General features: G+C 47.7%; 17 protein-coding genes, 1 pseudogene and 1 other annotated feature. Of the genes and pseudogenes, 14 read left to right on the top strand and 4 right to left on the bottom strand.

The genetic code is table 11. The annotated features are described in order from the left end of the window. Positions 1-136: 136 nt before the first annotated feature. The 10 genes from DP091_RS09040 to aac(2')-IIb all read left to right on the top strand — a co-directional run bounded on the left by DP091_RS09040 (position 137) and on the right by aac(2')-IIb (position 15,002). Positions 137-922, top strand: coding sequence for an alpha/beta hydrolase (locus DP091_RS09040; RefSeq protein WP_306438102.1), 786 nt, complete (start codon positions 137-139; stop codon positions 920-922). A gap of 93 nt (positions 923-1,015) precedes the next feature. Beyond that, positions 1,016-3,400, top strand: a complete 2,385-nt coding sequence (locus DP091_RS09035) for a polyprenyl synthetase family protein (protein ID WP_113058019.1) — start codon at positions 1,016-1,018, stop codon at positions 3,398-3,400. 1,005 nt (positions 3,401-4,405) lie between these two features. Continuing rightward, positions 4,406-5,743 (top strand): AraC family transcriptional regulator, encoded by a 1,338-nt coding sequence (locus DP091_RS09025; protein WP_113058018.1) that lies wholly within the window; start codon positions 4,406-4,408, stop codon positions 5,741-5,743. A 93-nt stretch (positions 5,744-5,836) separates the two neighbouring features. Then, positions 5,837-6,268 (top strand): VOC family protein, encoded by a 432-nt coding sequence (locus DP091_RS09020; RefSeq protein ID WP_373456908.1) that lies wholly within the window; start codon positions 5,837-5,839, stop codon positions 6,266-6,268. Positions 6,269-6,706: 438 nt separating this feature from the next. After that, positions 6,707-7,939: an RICIN domain-containing protein gene (locus tag DP091_RS09015; RefSeq protein WP_113058017.1), complete on the top strand. Its 1,233-nt coding sequence runs from the start codon at positions 6,707-6,709 to the stop codon at positions 7,937-7,939. Positions 7,940-8,063: 124 nt separating this feature from the next. Further along, positions 8,064-9,662, top strand: coding sequence for an amidohydrolase (locus DP091_RS09010; protein ID WP_113058016.1), 1,599 nt, complete (start codon positions 8,064-8,066; stop codon positions 9,660-9,662). 320 nt (positions 9,663-9,982) lie between these two features. Then, positions 9,983-10,633, top strand: a complete 651-nt coding sequence (locus tag DP091_RS09005; RefSeq protein WP_113058015.1) for a phosphatase PAP2 family protein — start codon at positions 9,983-9,985, stop codon at positions 10,631-10,633. A 318-nt stretch (positions 10,634-10,951) separates the two neighbouring features. Next, positions 10,952-11,216: a binding site (T-box leader), on the top strand. 198 nt (positions 11,217-11,414) lie between these two features. Beyond that, the gene (gene asd, locus DP091_RS09000) at positions 11,415-12,500 is read left to right on the top strand and encodes an aspartate-semialdehyde dehydrogenase (RefSeq protein WP_113058014.1); all 1,086 of its coding nucleotides are present in this window, start codon (positions 11,415-11,417) and stop codon (positions 12,498-12,500) included. Positions 12,501-12,730: 230 nt separating this feature from the next. Continuing rightward, the gene (nhaC, locus tag DP091_RS08995) at positions 12,731-14,107 is read left to right on the top strand and encodes a Na+/H+ antiporter NhaC (protein ID WP_113058013.1); all 1,377 of its coding nucleotides are present in this window, start codon (positions 12,731-12,733) and stop codon (positions 14,105-14,107) included. 172 nt (positions 14,108-14,279) lie between these two features. Then, a complete protein-coding gene (gene aac(2')-IIb, locus DP091_RS08990; RefSeq protein WP_258394451.1) occupies positions 14,280-15,002 on the top strand; it encodes a kasugamycin N-acetyltransferase AAC(2')-IIb in 723 nt (240 codons plus the stop codon). A 101-nt stretch (positions 15,003-15,103) separates the two neighbouring features. Here aac(2')-IIb and DP091_RS08985 read toward each other — a convergent pair whose 3' ends face one another. Together DP091_RS08985 and DP091_RS08980 are read right to left on the bottom strand one after the other, a co-directional pair. Next, a complete protein-coding gene (locus tag DP091_RS08985; protein ID WP_113058012.1) occupies positions 15,104-15,313 on the bottom strand; it encodes a hypothetical protein in 210 nt (69 codons plus the stop codon). An 82-nt stretch (positions 15,314-15,395) separates the two neighbouring features. Then, positions 15,396-16,265 carry a serine/threonine protein kinase gene (locus tag DP091_RS08980; RefSeq protein ID WP_113058011.1) on the bottom strand — a complete coding sequence of 290 codons (870 nt, stop codon included), beginning with the start codon at positions 16,263-16,265 and terminating at the stop codon, positions 15,396-15,398. 316 nt (positions 16,266-16,581) lie between these two features. Here DP091_RS08980 and DP091_RS08975 point away from each other — a divergent pair, with 316 nt between their 5' ends. Beyond that, positions 16,582-18,666, top strand: a complete 2,085-nt coding sequence (locus DP091_RS08975) for a DUF5054 domain-containing protein (RefSeq protein WP_113058010.1) — start codon at positions 16,582-16,584, stop codon at positions 18,664-18,666. Between the two features lie 81 nt (positions 18,667-18,747). On the opposite strand, the gene DP091_RS08970 is transcribed toward DP091_RS08975, so the two are convergent. Together DP091_RS08970 and DP091_RS08965 are read right to left on the bottom strand one after the other, a co-directional pair. Next, complete coding sequence (locus DP091_RS08970; protein WP_113058135.1) at positions 18,748-20,211, bottom strand: 4-hydroxyphenylacetate 3-hydroxylase family protein; 1,464 nt, start codon at positions 20,209-20,211, stop codon at positions 18,748-18,750. A gap of 195 nt (positions 20,212-20,406) precedes the next feature. Continuing rightward, the gene (locus tag DP091_RS08965) at positions 20,407-21,192 is read right to left on the bottom strand and encodes a M15 family metallopeptidase (protein ID WP_113058009.1); all 786 of its coding nucleotides are present in this window, start codon (positions 21,190-21,192) and stop codon (positions 20,407-20,409) included. 175 nt (positions 21,193-21,367) lie between these two features. Between DP091_RS08965 and DP091_RS08960 the strand changes: the two genes are divergently transcribed. The 3 genes and pseudogenes from DP091_RS08960 (at position 21,368) to DP091_RS08950 (ending at position 23,657) form a co-directional block, all read left to right on the top strand. Beyond that, complete coding sequence (locus DP091_RS08960) at positions 21,368-21,931, top strand: SMI1/KNR4 family protein (RefSeq protein WP_113058008.1); 564 nt, start codon at positions 21,368-21,370, stop codon at positions 21,929-21,931. Positions 21,932-21,964: 33 nt separating this feature from the next. Continuing rightward, positions 21,965-22,938, top strand: a pseudogene (locus tag DP091_RS32320) (phosphotransferase enzyme family protein). A gap of 122 nt (positions 22,939-23,060) precedes the next feature. Next, on the top strand, positions 23,061-23,657 hold the full coding sequence (locus tag DP091_RS08950; protein WP_113058007.1) for a hypothetical protein: 597 nt from the start codon (positions 23,061-23,063) through the stop codon (positions 23,655-23,657). Positions 23,658-23,922: the final 265 nt, after the last annotated feature.

Raw genomic sequence — 23,922 nt, 5'->3', positions numbered from 1 at the left:
GATCGAGGCTGCTGATCCAATCGGCAGCCTTCTTTTGTTATGAATCGAGGTAAGGTTCATCTGAACGGACCGATAGAATTTTAATTAACCCTGCGGTATAATTAAATAATCGGCATAATGGATGGAAGGGACCGTGATGGAAATGAAGCAAACCAATAAACCAAGGAGCAAAAGAGGGCTCAGGATTGGCTTATGGACCTTGTCTATATTAGCCATTATGATCATAGCAGCAAGTGTCCTACTGGAATCGCTTACTTGCAAACCGCTCGATGAAGCGAAAGCGGTGTTTCAAAGTGATACGAAAGTAGCTGTCGAACACCTCAAGGACGGCTATCGTTTCGAGCCGTTGGGCGGGGAGGCGATCCAGCCCGACATTATTTTTTATCCGGGTGGATTGGTGGAGCCCGAAAGTTATGCGCCTTTTGCCAAGAGAATGGCGGAGAAGGGGCACCGCGTGTATATTGCATCCATGCCTTTGAATCTCGCCTTCTTCGGACAGAATAAGGCGGATTCCTTCATATCGGAGCATCAAGACAGACGTTTTGTCATTGGCGGGCATTCTTTAGGCGGTGTTTTTGCTGCAAGATATGCTTCTGAACATGCGGATGTCATTGACGGGGTTTACTTCATGGCATCCTACGCGGATGACGGAGGCAAGCTAAACGGGTTGAATATGTCCGCGCTTCAAATCACCGGTACGCAGGATGGCGTTCTTGATCGAACAGAGTGGGAAGCTGCAAGAAAGAATCTGCCGGACGATACGACATACGTGGATATCTCGGGAGGCAATCACGGACAATTCGGTTCTTACGGTTTCCAAAAGGGAGACAACGAAGCTTCCTTAACCCCAGCAGAGCAGTTGATCGAGGTGACGGAAGCGATGGACCTCTGGATTCAGGGCCTCGATTCGTTTCAACGCTGAAACTGAAATGTAACCCGATTGAAACTTCTACGTATATAGGTTATAAACATGGGTACATGTTAAACACTTAAAGAAGTTGAGGGATTCCATCATATGAATGTGGCGTATACAGACTATGCCGATACGGGATATCGGCGGGCTGAGCAGAAGGCAGCTCAGTATTTTGCATCACTTTATGTACAGGTTAAGGAAAAGAGTTATGTGCCGACCCTGACAGAGGACATTCTAATATGGAAAAGGAAGCATATTCATCGTCCTTCATGGCTGTCTTTTTTATCGCGGGGAAAGAAGAAACCGGATAGCCGGGATTATCATAAGTATATTGGCTGGCTTCATTATACAGGTGAATTGGATGATTACTTGGATCGAAGCATTTCCTATATTTATATGAGGGATTTGGGGATGGACCTGCATTCGCCTGACACGAAGGCCCGAATTCGGCGCGTTGCCCAAGATACCAAAAAACTTCTGCTTCGCCCTACCAATAGGAACGGTGGAGGTACGCCGGATTACATGAGTTTGGCCGGGCTGTACCGATGGGCCCAGAAGGAAGGCATCGAGAATGCCGTGATTTGGGTCATTAACAAACTGAAGCTCGTGGCGACCCATATCCCGGAGGAGATGGATGCGGACCAAGCTCAACGCAAATTGATTAAAATTATCGTAGGCGTTGTTATGCACGTCATCGAGGATATGAGTGTCGAGACGTCGCCTGCGGAGCGCTCAGCCCGCCTTGATGATGCTATCCGGCTGGGATATTCCTATGGGTTGACCTATCCTTTTATAGATGATCTGCTCGATTCAAGGGTACTTAACGCTCAAGAGAAGGAGCAGTACTCTCAGATGATATCTCAGGCGCTCCTTACTGGAACGGTACCGGAGCTTCGGCAGTGGAGCGGGAACAACATGGATCTCGTTCAATTCATTCATAAAGAGCTTCGGGATGCATTTGAGTATATTCAGGGACACCAACGCCCGGAAACGCAGCGTGCTTTTTTCGAGCAGTCTAATGTGTTTTTTCATTCCCAGCATATTGACCGCATTAAAGATCTGGGCAATCCCCATTACAGTAACGAGGAGCTATATCTGCCAATCATCCTGAAATCATCGTCCTCCCGCTTGATCGTCCGTTCCGTTATCAGCGCTTCGGCGGATGAAGGCTTTGAGGACCGGACCTTCTTCTACGGGATCTACAACCAGCTGGCCGATGATTTTGCCGATATGTTTCAGGATATGGAAGACGGAGCGGTAACTCCGTATACTTACTATTTAAAATATCGCAGGCAGCGTACGGATCTTATCAATCCTTTTGAAATGTACTGGGCGGTTATTTCCCATCTGATTCATGAAGTGTATCATTCGGACGCCAAGACGCGAGAGGTGATGCTGGACCGGGCCATTAATGGCCTGAAGCGTTGTAAGGCACGGGTCGGTGCTGAGAAATATAACGAAATCATGGATATTTTTGCATCCGGTAACCCGGAATTCAATCGGCTTGTCCAGCAAATGGTTCGAACAGCCGATCAGGTGGATTTCTTCGATAAGTTGCTGCGTGACCAGATGGTTACGGTGCTTCGAAACGAGCGGAAAGAAAAGGATTATTTTATCGATACCATTAAAACCGTTCGAAATGAGATTAACAACAGCTTGCAAATCGCGAAGCCCCTTGGCATACCACCCATGAAAGAGTCGCTGATTGACGCCGCCAATTATACGCTCGATGGGGACGGCAAACGTCTAAGACCTATCTTGACGTGGGTCATGGCCGTCAACGAATACGGTCTGCAAGCTTCCGCCATCGTGCCGCTGCTAAGGTCGCTTGAATACATGCACACCGCTTCCTTGATATTCGATGATTTGCCGTCCCAGGATAACGCTTCTACCCGTAGAGGACGACCGACCCTGCATCGGGTTCATGATAGCGCCACGGCGGAAATCACCGGTTTGTTCCTGATTCAGAAGGCTATCGAAGAGCAATCGTCCCTTGAAGGGTTTGATCCCCAAACGGTATTAAAGCTGATTCAATATTCGTCTCAGCGAGCGGGAGATATGTGTTCGGGCCAGGCGATGGATTTAAATTCAAAAGGGAAGGCATTGTCTTTGGAGGAACTGAATACGGTATGTTATTACAAGACGGGCATTGCCTTCGAGGCATCTCTCGTTATGCCTGCTATCCTCGCTCAGGTGAAGGAGACCGAAATTGCGATATTGAAGAAATTCGCCTACCATGCGGGCATTGCCTTTCAGATTCAGGATGATTTGCTTGATGTGCAGGGCGATATGGAGCAGCTCGGGAAACCCGGAGGACAGGATGCGGAGAATAATACATCGACCTTTGTGAGCATTTTGGGTCAGGAAGGCGCCAGTCGGGAAATGTGGGAGCATTATTGCCTGGCTATGGAGGCGCTGCAGGAGATGCCGCGCAATACTGCGTTTCTCAAGCACTTATTAAATTACATGGTAAATCGAGATCGTTAAATTGCTTCTAATATTGTTAATGCTCAATCATGAGAGAATATCCCGAGAGGAAGTGTTGGCGTGAATGCCAGCACTTTTTTAGGTTATGGCATTTGTTTAAGCCATGCTTGCTGCATGCGTGTTACAAGGATGGATTGTGCAAAGGCATTGCCATGGAATCAACGAAACGGTGGAAGCGCACCTCACTGAAGATGATTGGACAAATGGACTATAATCTCATTAAGAACGGTGTATTGAGAGGTTGTGAGTCTTCTGGATCGGGTAGTGAAACGTCTGAGCGTTGGGGAAATAACTTTGGAATATACCGTTGTTGGTAGAGGTGTGAAGATACTAGTATTTCATGGTGGACACTCAAGCTGCATTGAAGAATTCGGGTACCAGACATTGTTGTCCTCCGGGTATTCGGTTATTACTCCATCAAGAGCAGGCTACGGCCATACTTCACCGGTACAGGACTTGAGAAAACCCAAGACAAAGAATATAAACTGGTACGTCGTATTTTTAAACCCGGCGTTGAGAAAAAAACGTGGAGCATGATTGCATTAATAAATAGTATACTGCCACGGACTACATTCAAATTAATGCTGCCATCCTTTTCCAAGCTCCGTTTTACTATTCAGGATTCTCATTGATTTGGAACAGACACAAACCGATTATACGAACGAATTAAGGAGTATACATGCACCAACTCTGATTCGCATAGTAAAAATGATAGCGTTGTCCCCTTAACTCATGATGATCAAGCTCAATCTTGTATTCCACATGCAGAAGCTAACGTGCTCGACTCGTGGGGACATTTGATTTGGATTGGACAACATGCTCGTAATTTTGATGAAAGACTGTTGCATTTTTTATCCAGTAACCAAATTTACGAATAAAATCGCAGTCTGTTTTAAACAATCTTCTTCTCACTTTTTTTGATAAAAAAGTACAGTTCATGCTGCATGGAATTTGGTATGATGACCTCATAGCCAATCCACATAGATAGGGGGCAACAGACTTGACATGCAAAGCGGTGAAATCGTTCAATGCGCCATTGATTATATCGAGGATCATCTGACGGAATCACTGACACTTGAGGAGATTGCCGGCGTGGCGGCCATGTCGCTGCCCAATTTATACCGTTTGTTTCATAGCCTGACGGGACACCCCATTAAGGAATACATACGTAAACGCAGAATCAACGAAGCCGCCAACTGCTTGCGGGATAGCGACTTGCCGACCTTCGATATCGGGTACCGCTGCGGATTTGAGTCGTATCCGACATTCATCAAAACCTTCAAGAGACTCACGGGACAGACTCCAGGACAATATCGAAGATCTGAGGTGGTTTACAGCTTCGAACGGATGAATCTGAAAGAGCATGTAAGCTATTTGGAAGAGCGGGCCTTATCTGAACGATTTCCTGAAGTAAGGGTTATCCGTCTGAATCCTCAGCAAGGGATCGGCCATCTATTCGTTTCCGAGTATGAGGAGGGTATAGAGACCGCTGCAATCGATCATTTTCGCGAACGGTTGTCATCACACCGTATCGATCTCAATGGGCTGAGGCTCTTCGGCTGGAACGTGGACATGGAAGGTGAAACCAAGCCCTTCGGTTATCAACTGCTGGCTGTAGGTACGATGGAACAAGCCGAGATCATGAAGCATTCGGAACTTTATTCCCTGACGCTTGAGGGCGGATTGTATGCAGTGGTCAGAACGCCGTCGGTAGCGCAAGACATTATTAAAAACACCTGGAACCGTTTGTTCTCCGAGTGGCTGCCCCGCAGTGTGTTTGAGCAAGGTAAGCATGGGTTCATTGAAGAATATGCGCTGAACCGGGATCAAATCGGTCGGATGAAGCTTTATCTTCCGGTGGAACGAAGCAAGCTGGTGAAACCCATTGAAATCGTGCAGTTGTCTTCGCTTAAGGTGATGCGCTTTCGAAGGACGGGTATAGATTGCGTCAAACAAGCGGATGAAGCCTCCATTGCCTGGTTATGCCGTAATGGATTGATGGAAGATTCGCGAATCCGCGTATTCATGCACTGTGACGGTGGACTGCTGGACGAATGCTCTGCTTATGAGGTTTATATAGCTCCTCCTGAGGACTTTCTTCCTTCCTGTGAAGAAGCAGATCTACAAGTTGAGCTGGAAGGTGGAATGTATGCCTGTCTGGAGTCAGGTGCCGCTGGCACGATGACAGGTGTACTTGAAAGAGTGGATCGATGGCTCGATATGTCAACTGAGTATAGGCCGGATCCAGGACGCTTCTGGTATGCGAGTTATTTGCCTAAAGAAGAGGCGGATCTCGGGATGATCAGAGTGAAGTGTTATGTTCCTGTTCAAATCATGTCATGAGCATAAGAATGGAGGGAGTTCATGGGCCGATTGCCTATCGAAAGAGTGCAGCCGGAAGGGTATCGTCCGTTTACGACGCCACGCGTGTTAAAAATGATACATGGAGGCAAAAATATGAGCGAACAAGTGCAGGATAATCAAAACCATGCAGAGGTAAGTCCGATTAAGAACAAAGTGGGCAGCATATTCATCCCGGTTCGGGATATCGAAAGGTCGCGCAGCTGGTACTGCCGTGTACTCGGAATAGCGGAAGATGATTGCCCGGTGATGAATGGTCATTTATGCCCTTTGCCCATGGAAGGAACGGGCGTGATTCTGGATACCATGCCGAAGTGGGGAGGAGATCAGCCGGGGGGAGCCCCATCTATCGATACTCCTTCGTTCATGCTGCTGACAGAGGACTTGGAAGAATCGTTAGCTTACATGAAAAAGCTCGGAGTGGAACTCGTGACAGAAATTGAACATCATCATTGGTTCGTCATAAAGGATCCCGATGGAAACAAACTTATGATATGCCGTGAATAAGTAACCCGTTTTTGAAACCATACATGAGATTACGATTTACTTAAAAAGGGTAAGTTGAGCTTTGGGATGTTCCATTCACTGAAAAAAACATTGGTGGGAATAACAGAATGAGATCGAGGGAAACTTTAGGCCGGGGCTTGCACCGGCTTTTTTGATAGGATAGGATCTATGGAATACAAATTATAAATGTAAAAAAATATAAATTGAGGTTGATAGTGGTATATAATGAACTTATAATGGAAATGTAAGCGCATTATTTTTTGTGATATCCTTGAACAACAAGTGGATTCACCATCATAGATAGGTTGTATGGCAAATCATAGAGAACGAGAAAGAGAGGTGACACGAAGCTTAGTAGACGGTTCGCTAGAAGAACAGCTATGAGGTGCACTGGTATCCATGAAGCCTTTAATTCGATCATAATTAGGAGGGAACATGATGCTAAGAAAAGGAATAAGTGTCGTTATACTGTTCAGTCTTCTGGTCGTTCTATTGCCTGTCAACAAAATTAATGCCGCACCGAACTGGAATTTGGTATGGAGTGACGAGTTCAATGGGACCTCGCTCAACAGAGCCAATTGGACACCGGAAATCGGTACCGGCAGCGGCGGATGGGGAAACAATGAGCTGCAGTATTATACCGACCGGGCACAGAATGTTCAGATAACTGGCGGTAACCTTGTCATTACCGCGCAGAAGGAATCCTACGGCGGGATGAATTACACTTCTGCCCGGATCAAAACCCAGGATTTGAAGAGCTTTACTTACGGGAAAGTAGAAGCGCGGATCAAGCTGCCATCGGGTCAAGGTCTATGGCCGGCGTTCTGGATGCTGGGAAGCAATATCAGTTCGGTTGGTTGGCCGAAAAGCGGTGAAATTGACATTATGGAACGGGTAAACCATAACCCTTACGTGAATGGTACCGTACACTGGGATGCAGGAGGGCATGCCGAATATGGACGAGTATCCGGCAATTTGGATTTCTCCCAGTTCCATGTCTACAGCATAGAGTGGGATTCCAAATATATTCGTTGGTTTGTAGACGGTCAGCAGTTCAATGAATTCTATATTGAGAATGGAACCGGCAATACCGAGGAATTCCAGCGCCCGTTCTTTCTATTATTGAATCTGGCAGTCGGCGGAAATTGGCCTGGAAGTCCGAACAATTCCACGCCGTTCCCGTCGCAGATGCTGGTGGATTATGTACGCGTGTATCAAGACAGTGGCGCATCGAACGTGATCAGTGATGGGATTTACACGATCGGTTCCAAGGCGAGCGGCAAAGTGATGGATGTTGTGGATGTCTCCATGGCAAGCGGAGCCAAGATTCAGCAATGGACCAACTACGTCGCCAATAATCAAAGATTCAGGGTAGAAAGCACCGGAGACGGGTACTACAAGCTCACAGCCGTGCACAGCGGCAAGGTTCTTGATGTTCCGAGTTCGTCCACAGCCACCGGCGTTCAGCTGCAGCAATGGGACGATAATGGATCGAATGCGCAGCGATGGAGGATCGTTGATGTTGGCGGAGGGTATTACAAACTTGTGTCCAAAGTAAGCGGACTGGCAGTCGATGTAGCCAGTGCCTCCACAGCAGATGGGGCGGTCGTCCAGCAGTGGACGGATAATGGTACGGATGCGCAGAAATGGATGTTCACCAAAATTAACTAACTTGGACAAGCAGCTCCGTGAGGGGCTGCTTGTTTTATGAAGAAGGTTGGCTTAGTCCTGTCCGGCTGACGAGCTGCATGCCGTTTGGTATAATGGATGGAAAAATCCGGAGGAATCAGGAAACATGCAACCAGTTCTTTTTACGAACGGAAATCTCTTTTTACCCCATAGCGCTTCAACAGCGGATTCGATATATGTGGAAGACGGAATCATTCGTGCTATTGGAAGCGCAGCCGACCTGCGACTTCAGCTGGCGGATCGGAAGTATCGAACGGTGGATTGGGATGGCGCCTTCGTTTTATCTGGCCTGGTCGATGCGCATATGCATCTCGGTATGCATGGACTGAAGCTTGGCATGCTTGACTTCACCGAGGCGACCTCCAAGGAAGAGATGCTGGCTATGCTTAGGGAAAGGGTCGCGGTTACGCAGCCTGGCGAGTGGATCATGGGGTTGAACTGGAATGAACACAACTTTCCAGACCATCGAATTCCGAGCATGCAGGAACTTGACGACATTACAACGGAACATCCAGTCTATCTAACCAGGACCTGTTTCCATGCTTACCTGGGTAATTCGGAAGCCTTCCAAAGAGCGGGTGTTACATCAGACACGCCAGATCCGGAGTCCGGCGCTTTTGGCCGGGATGCCGATGGCCGGTTAAACGGCCGCATTTACGAGAATGCATCGATACCTTTTGCCATGGTGCAGCCGAAGCCTGATTCCGCCAGCCTGAAATTAGCGATGCTGGAGGCATGCCGTGATGCGCTGCGTTTAGGCCTTACGGCAGCTCATACGGAGGATCTCCGATTGCTTGGGAGTGTTGAAGCGATGCAGCGGGTTCATAGAGAGCTAAGAGAGGAGGGACTGCACTTTCGTACCCATCAGCTGATGTTTCATGGTTATCTTGATGAAATGAAAGAGCTGGGCCTTAAGCCGGGCAGCGGCAACGATTGGAACCGTATTGGGGCCGTCAAATTATTCGCGGACGGGGCGGTTGGCGGAAGAACGGCACTGCTGAAGGAGCCTTACCATGATGCGCCTCATACTAGGGGGCTGTCCATGCATACTTTAGAAGAGCTAAGGGAGATTGTTGGCAGTGCGCGTCAGCTGGGCTTTCCCGTTGCTTTTCATGCGATTGGGGACGGCGCGGCAGCGTCAATGACGGATGTGCTTGAATTCTATCCATTAAGCCGGGATGCGAAACTTCCGGACCGATTTATCCATGCCCAAATTGTACACCCGGATACGGTGAAGCGAATGAGTAAGCTGAATCTGGCCGTTGACCTGCAGCCCCGGTTTGTAGCCAGCGATTTCCCTTGGGTGCTGGAGCGTGTGGGCCCTGATCGGACAAGCTATTTGTATGCGTGGAAGAAGTGGCTGCGCTCCGGACTGCCTTGTTCCGGAGGAAGCGATGCTCCCATCGAGCCGCTGAGTCCGCTGCTCGGGATTCATGCGGCAATGACGAGACGGAAGCCGGAAGAGAAACATGATGGATATCTGCCGGAGGAGAAGCTGAGCTTAACGGAAGCGATTGAATTGTTTACGCTCGGCGGCGCCAAGGCGGCGGGAGAATCAGGTCAGCGGGGAACGATAGCCATAGGGAAATATGCCGATTTTACCGTTGTGGATCGTTGCTTGCATGATGCTATGGATCCGGATGAACTGCTGATGACGAAGATCAGAATGACGATTGTGAACGGGGAAATCGGTTATACGCAGTAACTTATCCAATCGAGCAGTCCAGCAAAGGACGTGCTCGATTTGTATTTATGATGATTTTTAATAATACAAAGATGGGTTATCGACTTGAGCCTTACTTGACGACATGGTATATTGTGAAGTTGCCGGCAAAAACGTCGCACAGCATGCGGGGATGATTTAAGCAAAGTGCAGGTGGAGATTAGAGAACATGGGTTATCCGGAATAACATTCAACCCATAGGATATACGCTAAATCGTTGGTTAGTGTGAAAAAACAGGCGCAATCGCGTCGTTGTTTCATATATTTAAAGAGACTGAAGAGTCGAAGAAGGGAGGAAGCCAATGAACTTAAAATGGAGAACATATCTCCCGCTGCTATGGATCCTGGCCATTCCTGTGCTCAACATTTTTTATGGGATCTTAAACCATGCACATACGCCGGTAAAAAGCTTAATGACGGATCTTGACTCTACAATTCCGTTTGTACCGATATTCATTATACCATATCTGGTATGGTACCCTTTTATCATTATTATGCTGTTTCTGTTCTGTGCCAGAGACCGAAATGTATATTATCGAACACTGTTGACCCAGTGTATTGGACTCATCGCGTGTTACCTTATCTTTTTCTTGTTCCAGACGACGGTAGAGCGGCCTCCGCTAATAGGCACAGGGGTTCTTGATCGGTTGGTGAATTTGGTGTACAGCACCGACAATCCGTACAACTGTTTTCCAAGCATCCATGTTTTGACCAGTTACTTGATGATAAAAGGGGCAGCAGCTAGTGCAGGCTTTACGAATAAAGTTCGGGTGGCGGTGCATATCTTTGCTTGGTCGATCATTGTGTCCACGCTATTCGTGAAACAGCATGTCCTGCTGGACGTGGCGGGTGCCATCGCACTAGTTGAGATTCTGTGGTTTGGTGTAGGAAAATTACCTATAGGACTCCGTGCTAAAAACCGGGGAGTTATCGCCCGCGGGGAGAATATGTAGGAGCAATGAAAGTCCGGATAGACCGATAGCCGTTTAACTTGCAAGCATGGAGCAACGAGTATGAAGATGATTCCATGATTGGCGGGATCCAACATGCTTAGGGATACGATCACCCGGCGGTGAATCAATACATAGTATTAAGAAAGAGGTTGGAAATGGCGATCCGCCGGGAATTGGAACTGTAGGCCGTGCAACTCTATCCATAAAATGGTTCTGACAGGAGTGGATCGATGTAACAGCTCATGAAATCAACCGAGTTTTCCGAAAATTTAATAAATAAGGTTTACCGCCGAAATGGTTTTATATATAATAATCATAACAAATGCGATGAAGAGATGAGTAAATAAACGAATTCTTGTACAGAGAGCTCCGGCAGCTGAAAAGGGGCAAAGCGTTCTTTATTGAAAAAAGACTCAGAGCAGCACATGGAACCCTCATTGAGAGGCGGATGGTGTGCCAGGAGCTCCTGTTATAGAGCTAGAGTATCTGCATTACCGGGTAATGCCGTACTCGATGAGGCGAATATGGTGACATATTGGCAAATTTGGGGTGGTACCGCGAGTATAACAATCTCGTCCCTAAGACTTATGGTCTTGGGGGTGGGATTTTTTTGTTACATCAAAAGAAATATGATGGTTCAAGGTAGGATACCTACACGAATCACGCCGGTTTGAATAGTTATCTAGAAGAAGCTCATTTACTGCATGCTTTTGTCCGTACGGTAGATCAAAGTCGATGTATGGGGAACATGACGCCACTATTGAAAGGATATGAGTAACGAATGTCTGAAAAACTTAAAGTCGGTATTGTCGGTGGAACGGGTATGGTCGGTCAACGTTTTATGCAACTGCTGGATGGGCATCCATGGTTTGAAGTCACTTCCATTTCTGCGAGCAAAAACTCAGCCGGCAAAACGTATGAAGAATCGGTTCAGGGCCGCTGGAAGCTTGAAACGCCAATTCCCGAGCAGGTGAAGGGCATTATTGTGCAGGATGCTTCGGAAGTGGAACAGGTAGCTGCAGAGGTTGATTTTGTATTTTGCGCAGTTGATATGAAGAAGAATGAGATACAGGCATTGGAAGAAGCTTATGCCAAAACGGGGACGCCCGTCATTTCCAACAATTCCGCCCATCGCTGGACGCCTGACGTTCCGATGGTCATTCCGGAAATTAATCCGGGTCATATTGACGTGATTGCCGCGCAGCGCAAACGTCTGGGAACGACCACCGGTTTTATTGCGGTGAAGCCGAATTGCTCCATTCAGAGCTATGTACCGGCGCTTCACGCTTTGCTTGATTGCAAACCTACCCAGGTTGTTGCCTCCACCTATCAGGCGATTTCCGGTGCCGGTAAGAACTTCACCGATTGGCCGGATATGCTGGACAATGTGATCCCGTATATCGGCGGGGAGGAAGAGAAGAGCGAGCAGGAGCCGCTCCGCATTTGGGGCAGCGTCGTGAACGGTGAGATCGTGAAAGCCGAGTCGCCATTGATTACGACGCAATGCATTCGCGTTCCCGTAACCGATGGCCACTTAGCCACCGTATTTGCATCGTTCGAGAACAAGCCTTCGAAGGATGAGATTCTGGACCGCTGGCGGCAATTTAAGGGAAGACCGCAAGAACTGAATCTGCCAAGTGCGCCTAAGCAGTTCATTACGTACTTCGAAGAAGAGAATCGCCCGCAGACGAAGCTGGACCGTGACATCGAGCGCGGCATGGGCGTATCGGTGGGCAGATTGCGCGAGGATTCCCTCTACGATTACAAATTCGTAGGACTCTCGCATAATACGCTGCGCGGCGCGGCTGGCGGAGCTGTTCTGATCGCTGAACTGCTGAAAGCCGAAGGTTACATTCAAGCGAAATAATAACTATGCTTCTTAAAGTAAAGGCGACTGCTGATGCAGTCGCCTTTTTGTGGTCATTGTTCATGGTTCGTACATTGACGAAGTTCGTGTTTATCGTATATAGTGTAATTCGCGCTTCAATGCAAAAAAGCAAAGAAGCCGAAAAGCATAAAAGCGAAAAAGTTCATCTATATAAAACAAGTGGACGGGAAGATGCCCTGTCACGACCAAGTATAAGGAGTCTTAGCACCATGGAACGACATCTCAGTTTCTCAAAAAGCATCATTCTTATTGTGTTTATACTGGCGGTACTGTTTGTCTCTATCTTTCTTCTTAAGGCAGAGCCGCATATACCGCTTCTGGCTACAACCGTGGGTATCGCCTCTTTGCTGCGGTTGTTCGGGTTTTCCTGGAAACATCTAGAATCCGCCATCATTCAAGGCATTCAAACGGCGATTATGCCGATTCTCATCCTTTCGCTCATCGGCATTTTGATTGCGGTATGGATGATGAGCGGCACCGTCCCGACCATTTTATTCTATGGAATGGATTATATTGAACCGCATTATTTTGCCGTGAGTGCGTTATACGTGACCATCGTGGTATCGATGTTTACCGGAAGCTCCTTCACGACGATCAGTACGGTCGGCGTTGCCTTCATGGGGATTGCTGTAACGACCGGGACTTCTCCGGCACTGGCAGCAGGAGCGGTGATCTGCGGGGCTTGTTTTGGGGATAAAATGTCGCCGCTGTCCGACACAACGAACTTTGCTCCGGCGGTCGCCGGCATATCCTTGTTCACTCACATTGGCAACATGATCTACACTGCTGTGCCGGCCCTGATCGTGACAACGATCTTTTTCCTGCTGGCACCAACGGCGAACGGCCTGGATTTAACATCGATAATTCAAATCAAGGCTGCACTGAATGAAGGATTCCATATTCATTGGCTAACGTTGCTATCGCCGCTTGCGGTCATTGCCTGTTCCATCAAGCGGATTCCGATCCTGCCTACACTCATTGTCGGCATTGTTACCGGACTCATCGTAACGGCCTTGGTTCAGCAGCAGACGGCAATCGATGTCTGGTTCAGCGTCATGCAGAGCGGTTACAAGAGCACGATCGCCAACGAAACCGTTGCTTCCATTGTCAACCGCGGCGGATTGCAATCGATGATGGGGTCCGTATCGCTCATATTGATTGCGTTATCCTTGGGAGGGCTGCTTCAGCATTGCGGCGTCATTGAAGCGTTCTTCCGCAAAGTCATGCAGCCGCTGAAGCGGAAGAGCAGCATCGTTCTGATGACCGGGGCATCCGCGATTGCGGTCAACGGCATGACTGGTGAGCAGTATTTATCGATCCTTTTGCCTGGTCAAATGTTCAAAGAGGAATATGTCCGCCGAGAACTTCCGGCGAAGACGTTGTCCCGTACATTGGAGGATTGCGGTACGCTTGTTAATCCACTGATTCCATGGGGGGTAAGCGGTGCCTTCTTCGCTGCTACGCTTGGAATTCCGGTCATTGAATATGCGCCGTATGCAACTTTCTTGTGGTTAAGCCCGCTCGTTACATTTGCCTATGCCTTGATACCGCGATTACAGCGGAACTCGCTGGGCAAGAAGATCTAAGGATTCCCGAAGAAACATTGTTCCTCAGTTGACCTTGCCTCCCGGATAGGGGAGACAGGGTCTTTTTGATTAAAGCAATTTATACCCAGCCTGTTATTCGATTCAACTGATATGATGGAAAGTGATGCGCAGCCAACATCGCGGATTCATTCTTACGGGAGGGGATATTAGCATGAACCATAGGAAACATAACAAGCCAACCGCTGCGGCCTTGATGGAATTGCATGTTCGGGCGATGTTTACGCATGACGGGAATATGCGAATTCGCACCATCAATGAGCCTTGGCCGGGAGAGGAGCTTGCCCCGAGGTTTTTCATGGGTCGAACGATAGACGGCTCTTCGATCTGCAGGTTTCGCCATGATGTGCCCGAAAGAACTACCGGGCAATTGAGAGCTTTGGTCGAAGATGAGCCGATCGTAACCGAAGAGGTTCAGACGATGCCTAAACATTTTGCAGCTTATATGAACCTCCTTCGCGCTGAGCACTATACGAGCGGACCTTGTTATCGGATACCTGATCAAACAACGCAGGCCAAACAGACGGTAAGGATCAACCCGGAAAATATTCGTGAATATTCGCTCACCGGTTTTGAATGGCTGATCACGGAAATCGATTATGACCAGCCTTGTGTTGGGCTTATTCATGAGAATAGGGTGGTATCGGTTTGCCGCAGCGTTCGGATTACTGAACGAGCTCACGAAGCTGGGCTTGAAACGTTAGAGGAATTTCGCGGAAGAGGTTATGCGGCTGCTGTTGTTGCCGGGTGGGCCCAAGAGGTGCAAAAGATGGGCGCGCTGGCGTTGTACAGCACTTTATGGGAAAATCGCTCTTCCCGGAGAGTGGCCAATAAGTCAGGGTTGTCCTATTACGGGGTTAACTTCACGATCAGATGACATGCTGGGCAGCGTAGACTCCTTACTGTATGAAGCCATAAAGAAATCCCTCAAAAAAATTTGAGGGATGAAGTGAAGTACTCCATGATACTGTTAAATGATTAGCTCGAGCTTCTTCTTCTGTTCTTATAATAGCCATGACCTTGGTTGCCATGCCTGTGTTTGTAATCGGATGAGGAACCTTTACGACGCGAATAGCCATGACTGCTGCTGTATTTTCTTCCATAATTCTTCGCGGAACTGCTGTAACGCTTTCGGCCATGACTATGGGATGTAGAGTGGAGAAGCTTGTTCATGATCTTTCTTAACATGTGGAAACATCCTCCTTTCTTGTTCGTCATCATTCCATATAATTTAATCGGATCGTAACATAAATGAAACCCTATAATCAAATTAAAGGCTGCCCTTCTTATCAGAGGGGTGGTTTCTTGCATTAGCGAGCGACTGCAGCTCGTGCATGAACTGCAAAGAACTTGAGTAAGGTTCACTCAATTGCATCAAGCGTCTAATCATGTTCTGCAGTCCAATCGAGAGATGAAGTTCTTCCTGCCAGCTTCGCTCCACGGTTGCGCCACGGTTGCGATCCGGTTCGTAGGTGGAATAGAGCATGAACAGCATAAAGTGACCGATGTCCCGGAGATCCTCGCTTTCCTTCGAGTCCTTATATTGGACAGAGGACGCCGAGCTGTCTGCCTTGAACTTTTTCCGTACAGGTACTTGGAGCGGAGGGGGCTCCCCAATCCTTCTCGCGAGTCCAAAATCAATAAGTTGGATCCTGCCATCCTTGAACAGTACGTTCGGAATCCGCAGATCAAGATGAACATAGCCTTGGTCGTGTATGTATCGGACCAGCTTCAGAAGCTGCAGCGTGATCTCGATGCATTCGTCTTCTCCGTATTTCATGTCTTGTTCAAATATTAAATCTTCAAGCGTATCACCGTTCATATAAGACATGACCAGATAAGCATGGCGGTTGTCCGTGAAAAAATCCCGATATGCCGGAATTTGCGGATGCTGGAGAGAACGTAATATCGCTGCCTCACGGTTCAGCAATTCTTTGGCGTAATCGCCTTTGCTGGGTCTCGACTGTTTAACAGCCACCACGTTTCCGCTCTGTTGATCCCTGCATTTATAGATGATGCCGTAACTTCCTTCCCCAATCCTCTGTTGAACAATGTAACGATTCCCCAGAACCGTATTTTCTTCAGCCGGGTAATCACGCCAAGCGTTTATAAAGGAGCTTAAGTATGAGAATAAGCGCATATCGATTCCAATCTCTCCCTTGGGTCCGTTTGGTCTTCCGGAGCAAGTGTTATTCCTATTTATCGTACATGATAAGTTTAATTAAAGATAGTTCAGCTAACTGCCGAGGCTCAATCAAGGTTCAGCAAATGTCCGTATTCCGCAGATCCTCCTTGGCCCGATTGATTCGTACGTCTGGTCTTCACCTGATTTACGATCAGGTGTCCTTATTTTGCAAAAGCATGACCCTTTCATGCAAAGACTTGTTCGTTGCACTCTTGTAAAATTGGCCTCAAAGTTCGGCGTTAGCCATTTATGATGGAAAGGGGCAGTGAGCATGACAGCATCAATCAAAAGAGTTCATGTCGTATTTAAGACCCATCTGGACATCGGGTTTACCGATTTGGGAAAGATCGTAATCGAGCGCTATATGAAGCATTTCATCCCCCAGGCCTTGGAGCTGTCCGAACAGCTGGCTGATGAAGAGGGGAACGCAAAATTCATATGGACAACCGGCTCGTGGTTAATCCATGAATTTCTGCAAACGTCTTCTCCTGAGATGCGGGCGCGCATGGAAAAAGCGATAGAGGACGGGCGCATTGCTTGGCATGGGCTGCCGTTTACAACGCATACGGAAATCATGGATGCCCGGCTATTCGAATTCGGTATGTCCATTTCGGGCGACTTGGACCGAAAGTATGGAAAATCCACGGTCGCCGCTAAAATGACGGATGTTCCGGGCCATACTCTTGCAATGGTCCCTCTGCTGGCAGAACACGGCATACAATATTTGCATTTGGGCGTTAATATGGTATCCAAGAATCCCAAGGTGCCGGAAGTATTTGTATGGCGCGCTTCCGATGGCTCGGAGATCATCGTCCATTATGCGGATAGTTACGGTAAACCGTTTCAAATGGAAGGGCTGGAGGATGCCTTGTATTTTGCCCATACGCATGATAACCATGGTCCATCCACGCTAGAGGAGATCCGGGCATTGTTTGAACAGTTGGAGCGGGATTATCCAGGGGCGGAAATCATGGCCTCGACACTTGATGCATTTGCCCAGCGACTGCGTACCGTCAAAGATCGATTGCCTGTCGTGAGTGAAGAGATTGGGGATTCGTGGATACACGGGATTGCCTCGGATCCTTGGAAAATCGCTCGCTACCGTGAATTGCTAAGGCTTCGGGATCGCTGGATCGAATCCGGTCAATTGGATAAGGACAGCGAGGCGTACGCTCGATTCTGCAACCGTCTGATGTTGATCCCCGAGCATACCTGGGGGCTGAACAATTCGGTCTATCTCGTCGATTATGTTAATTATTCCTCCTCGGATTTAGCCGCTGCAAGAGCACGGGATATCGTAGAAGACAATAAACGGAGAAAATACGATTACCTGTGCCATCAGGCGAATGATACCAGGTCGTACAGCCATTATGAGAGCGCTTGGCAGGAGCAGCGGGATTATCTTGAAGAGGCCGTTCAGTCGCTGCCGAAAGCGCTGGCAGCCGAAGCGAGAATGGAGCTGGATCGGATGAGTCAGCATGATACCGTCCAAGACTTGGAGCCGTTGCAATATAAGCAGACGATTGAAACGAACGAGCATTACGAATTAGGGCAGTTTCAGGTAAGCTTCGCTGCCGACGGATCGATCAACCGATTGATGGATCGATCCGGGAAGGAATGGGCGAACGAGCATCAGAGGCTTGGCACGTATAGGTATGAAACCTTCGGCAAAGAAAACTACGATCGTTTCTTTAAGGAATACATGACCAATCTAGAAATTCATCATGGCTGGGCGGACAACGATTTCGGCAAGCCGGGCATTGAATATGTCAAACCGCGGCCGGAGCATCGGCAGTATACGGCATCCTTGCGGACCCTGCATCTGGAGAGGTACGCCGATTATGATATCGTAACTGCCGAACTGAAGCTGCCTGAGAATCTCGGCAATCAGTATGGAGCTCCACGCATACTGAAAACGATCTATACGTTCCATGCGAATGAGCCCGTCATTGAGGTAAGTCTAAGCTGGAGGGGCAAACCAGCATGCCGACTTCCGGAAGCAAGCTGGTTTTCGTTTGCGCCTCTTGTGGATAACCTTAACGCCTGGAAGATGGATAAGCTCGGACAGCGCATATCTCCGCTATTCGTCGTAAAGGACGGCAACCGGAACATGCATGGAATCAACGCAGGCCTATATTATGAGGGAGCGGACGGAACGGCGGCCATTGAAACCTTGGACGCGCCGCTTGTTTGTCCGGGAGAACCGCGGCTGCTGCAATTTGACAATACGTATGCTTCATTGACCGGAGGATTTCATTTCAATCTGCATAACAACGTATGGGGTACGAATTTCATGATGTGGTTCGAGGATGATATGAATTATCGGTTCAGATTGAGCCTGCACTCTCATTCGTGAGTCATCTGATCATGAAACAAACCGAAAGATGTGAGTTTATAACTCGCATCTTTTTTATTGTTGGATCATCCCCCGGTCAAGCTATGAAGAAGGTTTCTCTTGGGAAAGAAAATCGCTGATCCTGCTCCGAAGCTGCTCATGCTGTTCAAAATGGTTATACATCCGATAGGCAGCCGTCTGCGCATTTCCGAAGAAGAATCGTTCAAACTGGGTTTGGCGACCACCGAACGAGCTTGCACCAAGCTCCCATGCAAGCCTGAACAATGCGATGCGATCCCGAGCATCCGTCGTTGACCCTTTTAAATATTGATTAAGGTAGGGGCCTGACTCAGATCGAAAATCCAATTCGGAAGGGATCATAATCAGGCCGCTGGAGCCTAGCAGTTGAATCATCTCTACCATCTCGGGATAGAATTTGGGGAAGAGGATGCTGGATGCGATAAGAGGACTGGCAGCTGGTACGAGATATCCGAATTTATCATGGCGGGCGCCCTGTTCGGAGGCCAGTCTTAATGCCTTGAAGGTTTCCAGAAATGTAATCACTTTCGAAACATTCGAGACCATATGGGGCTCGAGTCCAATGTTCTGTTCATCTGCCAAGGATTCCAGCAAGCCGAGCATGAATTCGGTTTTTACGATAAAACGGACGGCCATTTGATGGGCGATATGCGTATGAAAGTGACTCTCCCCGAATAAACGTCCGGCGTAAGTCTCGTCCCCGTAGTAAAATACTCGATCATGAGGGACCAGCACGCGGTCGAAGATGACGAGCGTATCCATCTCTTCGTATCTGGCACTCAGGGGATAATCATAGGAAGAAGTGGCACCATAGCTTTCACGGCAAATAAAAGTCATCCCCGGTAAATCGTTGGGAACCGCAAATGCAAACGCAGAAGGATTTACATCCTGGGACATTGTTGGCGAAGGGGTTGGGAATACCAGCATTTCTTCGCAAGTGGCCCCTTGTGTGGCCATCAAGAAAGCGCCGCTTATAATCATTCCTTCATGATTCGTCTCAACGACTTTAGCCGCGATAGAGTCATCAGCAGCATCCTGCTGACCGGACATTTTACATGCATAGGGCTGGATGAAGGCGTGAGATAATGTAATATCATGATCACGACAGTACTTATAATAGTTTCTGAGATTTTCCGCATATTTCGGATGATGTTCCTCCAGAATATCGGCAGCGGTATATAAGGACATGATCGCGGTGTTCATATAATCGGGAGAGCGCCCTAAAAAGCCGTGATGCCGCCTCGCCCATAACTCCATCATGATTCGGCGTTTCTGCAAATCCTCAGCATTCTTTGGGGGGAGAAAAGACAAGCCTACCCGTTCTCCCGTATCGGGTGAGGGGTAAGTCAATTGTTCGATATAGCTTGATTTACATTGCATATCGTATAAATCGGCCTGGGTTTGAATAAGACCTTGAAATGCAGGATGCTCGGATAAAGGTCCCTTGATAGACTCACCTTTATACCAAATGTTGATCTTTTGCCGGTCAATCCGTTCGATATACTGCTTTCCCGATTTAATAGGCACGTTGTTCACCCCATTTGCAAAAATCATAAGCTAACGAACCTTTCTACTGCTGTTAATGTACGTGCATAGTCCACGCCAAGTACATTGTCCGTCGGAACCAACGAAAAATATGCGGATGTACCTCAATAGTTGAAGTCGGGAAGTAACCAAGGCAAAAAAAACGGACCCGTTATGGTCCGTTTCTTGATTTTTCGATTAATGGGATTGACCCAGATACTGCTCAAGCGTCAGGTTTTGCCTCGTGATTTCTCCTGCAATATAGACGCCCACGTAACGGACATGCCAGGGCTCATAAGAATAGCCGGTTAATTTCTCCTTGCCTTTTCCGTAACGAATGATAAATCCATACTTCGGCGCATTGGCTTTCAGCCATTTGCCTTCTTTGGTATTTCCGAAGCTTTGCTCCAACGCATACCCTACGGAAGCACTGGATATATCCATGCTCAGCCCGGTCTGATGCTCGCTTTGTCCAGGACGAGCGCTTGTTTTATTAGCGACGGCTTCGCCTTTATTACGAGCGTTGCGTTCGAATATGGCCTTCTGGGTGGCATAGGATCGGTAGCCTGACACGGCTTTGAGATCGATCCCGTCTTTCTTGGCTGCCGCAAACAATTTTTCGAGGGCGGTTGCCGCTACTCGTTTCATCTGTTTTTTAGGACTGGGTCCCGAGAAGCTGAATGGAATGCGGGGTACAACCAAGTCTTGCGGAACATAACTCGATGGTAGATTTCTTTGCTTGTTGACGAGTACGACGGTGCTTGATAGATTGGTGACCGTATTTAAACCATGAACCGTTTTTATAGTCCGGTTAGGAGCGTTGTTTTTCAAAAACGCGGTAAATGATAAGCTGGAAGAAGCTGCAGCGGCGGCTTCCGCCTTATCAATGCCGGTGCTGGTTAGAAAACTGGATAAGGCAAGGCTTGTGACAACGGAACCGATGATGATTGTGGGTATGATGGATTTTACGATTTTTTTGTGCATGTGAATTCCCTCCTCGTTAGCTATCTCTGAGTATATAAGAGAGTTATATCGGTAGAATCTCGGAGTTGTTTCTGAATTGTAAACAAAATAGAATAGCACGAATCTAATAATAACCCAGAAATAGATTATAGTGATATGAAATAATAACAAATTTCTACATAAGGAGACTTTTTAGATGGAAATACGCGATTATATTAAACAAGGGTTTGAGACCTATTACGCCAAATATAGTCAAGTTACGGAGGAGGGATTCTGCAGGTGGATGCGTCCCGACGTTCCTGCAGAGATGAAAGTCGTTGATACCGATGAGGAGTGGTCCATATGGAAATTGGTCCCTTCCGTTGTGAATGAAGATCATATTGGGGCGATGGAAGAAGAGTATGGATTGACTTTTCCGGAGTGGTATAAAGCATTCATCTCCACGTATCATCATTACTTTGACATCATACCTGAACAAGCAGTTGACGAGCCGCTGGATAATGTCAGGAACATGTACAATCCCTTGCTGTGCCGGCTGGGATACCTTCCTTTTACATGGGACGAAGAGTACGGAAAGATATGGTGTATCGATCTAAGAGAGGACGCAGGCGAGGGTTACGGAGCGATCTATGAGATCGAACATGAAACCTTGTTTGATCTGGATGAGGAACGAACGGATCATGCCAAGCTTAAAGAGTCGCTGATATTTTTATATCCGGATTTCAAGGCATATTTCGACCATACGTTCCTGGAAGGTTGAACGTTTATCTTTATCCATAAGGAGAATCATGACATGCGAAATGAACAGCTGCAGGAAATGTTAAATGAATACGATATCCGTGATGCGGAGATTACGTTTATTCGGCATAATGAAAATCGAACTTATAAGGTAAAAAGCCATGACGGAAGTACATATCTGCTGCGCATTCATCAACCGATCAAAGACGGCATGGCAGGTCAGCAGCATACTTACGATGGTCTAATGGGTGAGCTGCAAATGCTGGAGCACTTGTCAACCCGAAATCATCTGCTTGTCCAAAGGCCTGTGCGTAATCGGGAAGGTGAACTGATCACGGTCATCGAACACGAGGGGAAGCGTTGGAACAGCTCCGTGCTTACCTGGCTGGAAGGAAGAGACTTGCAGAAGGATGACGTAAGCGATCCGGTATTGGTCGAGAAGCTGGGGCACGCATTGCAGAGCTGCACAAATTCTATAGCAAATACGAGCGGGAGGGCCTCGATAAGCGTCCGAGTCAGGGGATTGCCTACAATCGATATATGATTGAGGTTATACAGCAAGGTTTAGCAAAAGGTTTGTTTACTTCCTCCGATGTTTCCATCATTGAAGAAACCATATCGTTGGTTAATGCGCGCCTTGAGGACAATAGGAACGCTGAGGCTTGGGGGATTATCCACGGTGATTTAAGCCTGGGGAATATCATCATGACCCCGGATGGAGAACTGAGTTTTATCGATTTTGGTTTTTTCGGACCAGGGTATGATTACACGGATGTTGCAATGGGCGCCATGATGGTTCCTTCAGAGCTTCGGGATATATTCCTGAAAGGGTATTATGGCCATGATCACACGGGAGAAGAAAAGCTTGTTCTGTTAGAAGGTTTCATGCTGCTGGCCATTATCGGATACTATGTCTTTCAGATGGAGAACGAATCCGTGCATGCATGGATGCGTGAACGAATGCCGAAGCTGTGCGCCGATTACTGTACGCCTTATTTGTCGGGTGAACGCATATTTTATTCCGTATAACTTAATTTCGGCTCAGACGATATTCGTGAAAGATATTTATAAGCATTCAATCCCTTGGTCAGCACGCTGATCGGGTGATACCATATGTGATATATAACTTAAGGATTAGAGGTGAACACCGTATGGCACAAAGCAAACTTTTGCTGCAACAAAAAGCTCTCCAGGATGAGGCTTCTGAGGTAGCAGATGAACTTCAACTTCATGAGTTATTAAGTCAAGCAGGCGAACCGGTTCGAGTCGGCAGCTCAGCACTCGGGTTGATGGTATGGAGAGATCTGGACATGACGGTAAAATGTTCTCGGCTGAATCAACAATTAATAGCACAAATCGCATCGGAACTCATGCTGCGTGCTGGTGTGCGGGAGCTGAAGTTCATCAATGATACCGGAGTTTACAATACGAATCCCGCTTATCCCGATGGATTGTACATTGGCCTAAAGTATAAGTCTCAGCAAGGGAAGGAGTGGAAGATGGACATATGGTTCGTGGATGAACCGGAGAGACAACCCGACTTGAAACATATCATAACGATGCCTGATCTGCTGACTCGGGAACGCCGGGAAGCTATTTTGAGAATCAAAAATAACTGGGCAAGCCGTGCTGAATATGGAAACACCGTGCGAAGCTTTGATATTTATACAGCGGTTCTGGAAGAGAACGTAAGCACGCCGGAGCAGTTTCAGGCCTGGCTGGTTCAAAGGTCCATGAATATAGAATAATGCCCGTGATTCTAACAGCAAATTGGAGGTCAGATCCAATCCGGATTTATGGTTGCCGGGTTATACGAGGATTCCTTCGGAGTCGAGAAATTGTTGGACCGTTATGCGAACCGTTTTATTGCGACAAGAGCATAAAACCGTAACGGCTGCCGATATCCAAGGCTTCATCAGAAGAGTCATCCTAGCGGGTGGCTTTTCTTTTTATGTATATGACGGATTGTCAAGCCAAGTGCGACAGCTCTGCCATGAACGATTCGTGAGCAGA

The sequence above is a fragment of the Paenibacillus sp. MDMC362 genome, assembly GCF_003269305.1.
Taxonomy (GTDB): Bacteria; Bacillota; Bacilli; order Paenibacillales; family Paenibacillaceae; genus Paenibacillus_AQ.
The sequence above is the reverse complement of the archived record's forward strand: the minus strand, read 5'-3'. Positions and strand labels throughout refer to the sequence as shown.

Excerpts from the sequence above, each read along its gene's own strand:
- DP091_RS09040 (WP_306438102.1), top strand. The coding sequence starts at position 137 with ATGGAAATGAAGCAAACCAATAAACCAAGGAGCAAAAGAGGGCTCAGG.
- DP091_RS09035 (WP_113058019.1), top strand. The coding sequence starts at position 1,016 with ATGAATGTGGCGTATACAGACTATGCCGATACGGGATATCGGCGGGCT.
- DP091_RS09025 (WP_113058018.1), top strand. The coding sequence starts at position 4,406 with ATGCAAAGCGGTGAAATCGTTCAATGCGCCATTGATTATATCGAGGAT.
- DP091_RS09020 (WP_373456908.1), top strand. The coding sequence starts at position 5,837 with ATGATACATGGAGGCAAAAATATGAGCGAACAAGTGCAGGATAATCAA.
- DP091_RS09015 (WP_113058017.1), top strand. The coding sequence starts at position 6,707 with ATGCTAAGAAAAGGAATAAGTGTCGTTATACTGTTCAGTCTTCTGGTC.
- DP091_RS09010 (WP_113058016.1), top strand. The coding sequence starts at position 8,064 with ATGCAACCAGTTCTTTTTACGAACGGAAATCTCTTTTTACCCCATAGC.
- DP091_RS09005 (WP_113058015.1), top strand. The coding sequence starts at position 9,983 with ATGAACTTAAAATGGAGAACATATCTCCCGCTGCTATGGATCCTGGCC.
- asd (WP_113058014.1), top strand. The coding sequence starts at position 11,415 with ATGTCTGAAAAACTTAAAGTCGGTATTGTCGGTGGAACGGGTATGGTC.
- nhaC (WP_113058013.1), top strand. The coding sequence starts at position 12,731 with ATGGAACGACATCTCAGTTTCTCAAAAAGCATCATTCTTATTGTGTTT.
- DP091_RS08985 (WP_113058012.1), bottom strand. The coding sequence starts at position 15,313 with ATGTTAAGAAAGATCATGAACAAGCTTCTCCACTCTACATCCCATAGT.
- DP091_RS08980 (WP_113058011.1), bottom strand. The coding sequence starts at position 16,265 with ATGCGCTTATTCTCATACTTAAGCTCCTTTATAAACGCTTGGCGTGAT.
- DP091_RS08975 (WP_113058010.1), top strand. The coding sequence starts at position 16,582 with ATGACAGCATCAATCAAAAGAGTTCATGTCGTATTTAAGACCCATCTG.
- DP091_RS08965 (WP_113058009.1), bottom strand. The coding sequence starts at position 21,192 with ATGCACAAAAAAATCGTAAAATCCATCATACCCACAATCATCATCGGT.
- DP091_RS08960 (WP_113058008.1), top strand. The coding sequence starts at position 21,368 with ATGGAAATACGCGATTATATTAAACAAGGGTTTGAGACCTATTACGCC.
- DP091_RS08950 (WP_113058007.1), top strand. The coding sequence starts at position 23,061 with ATGGCACAAAGCAAACTTTTGCTGCAACAAAAAGCTCTCCAGGATGAG.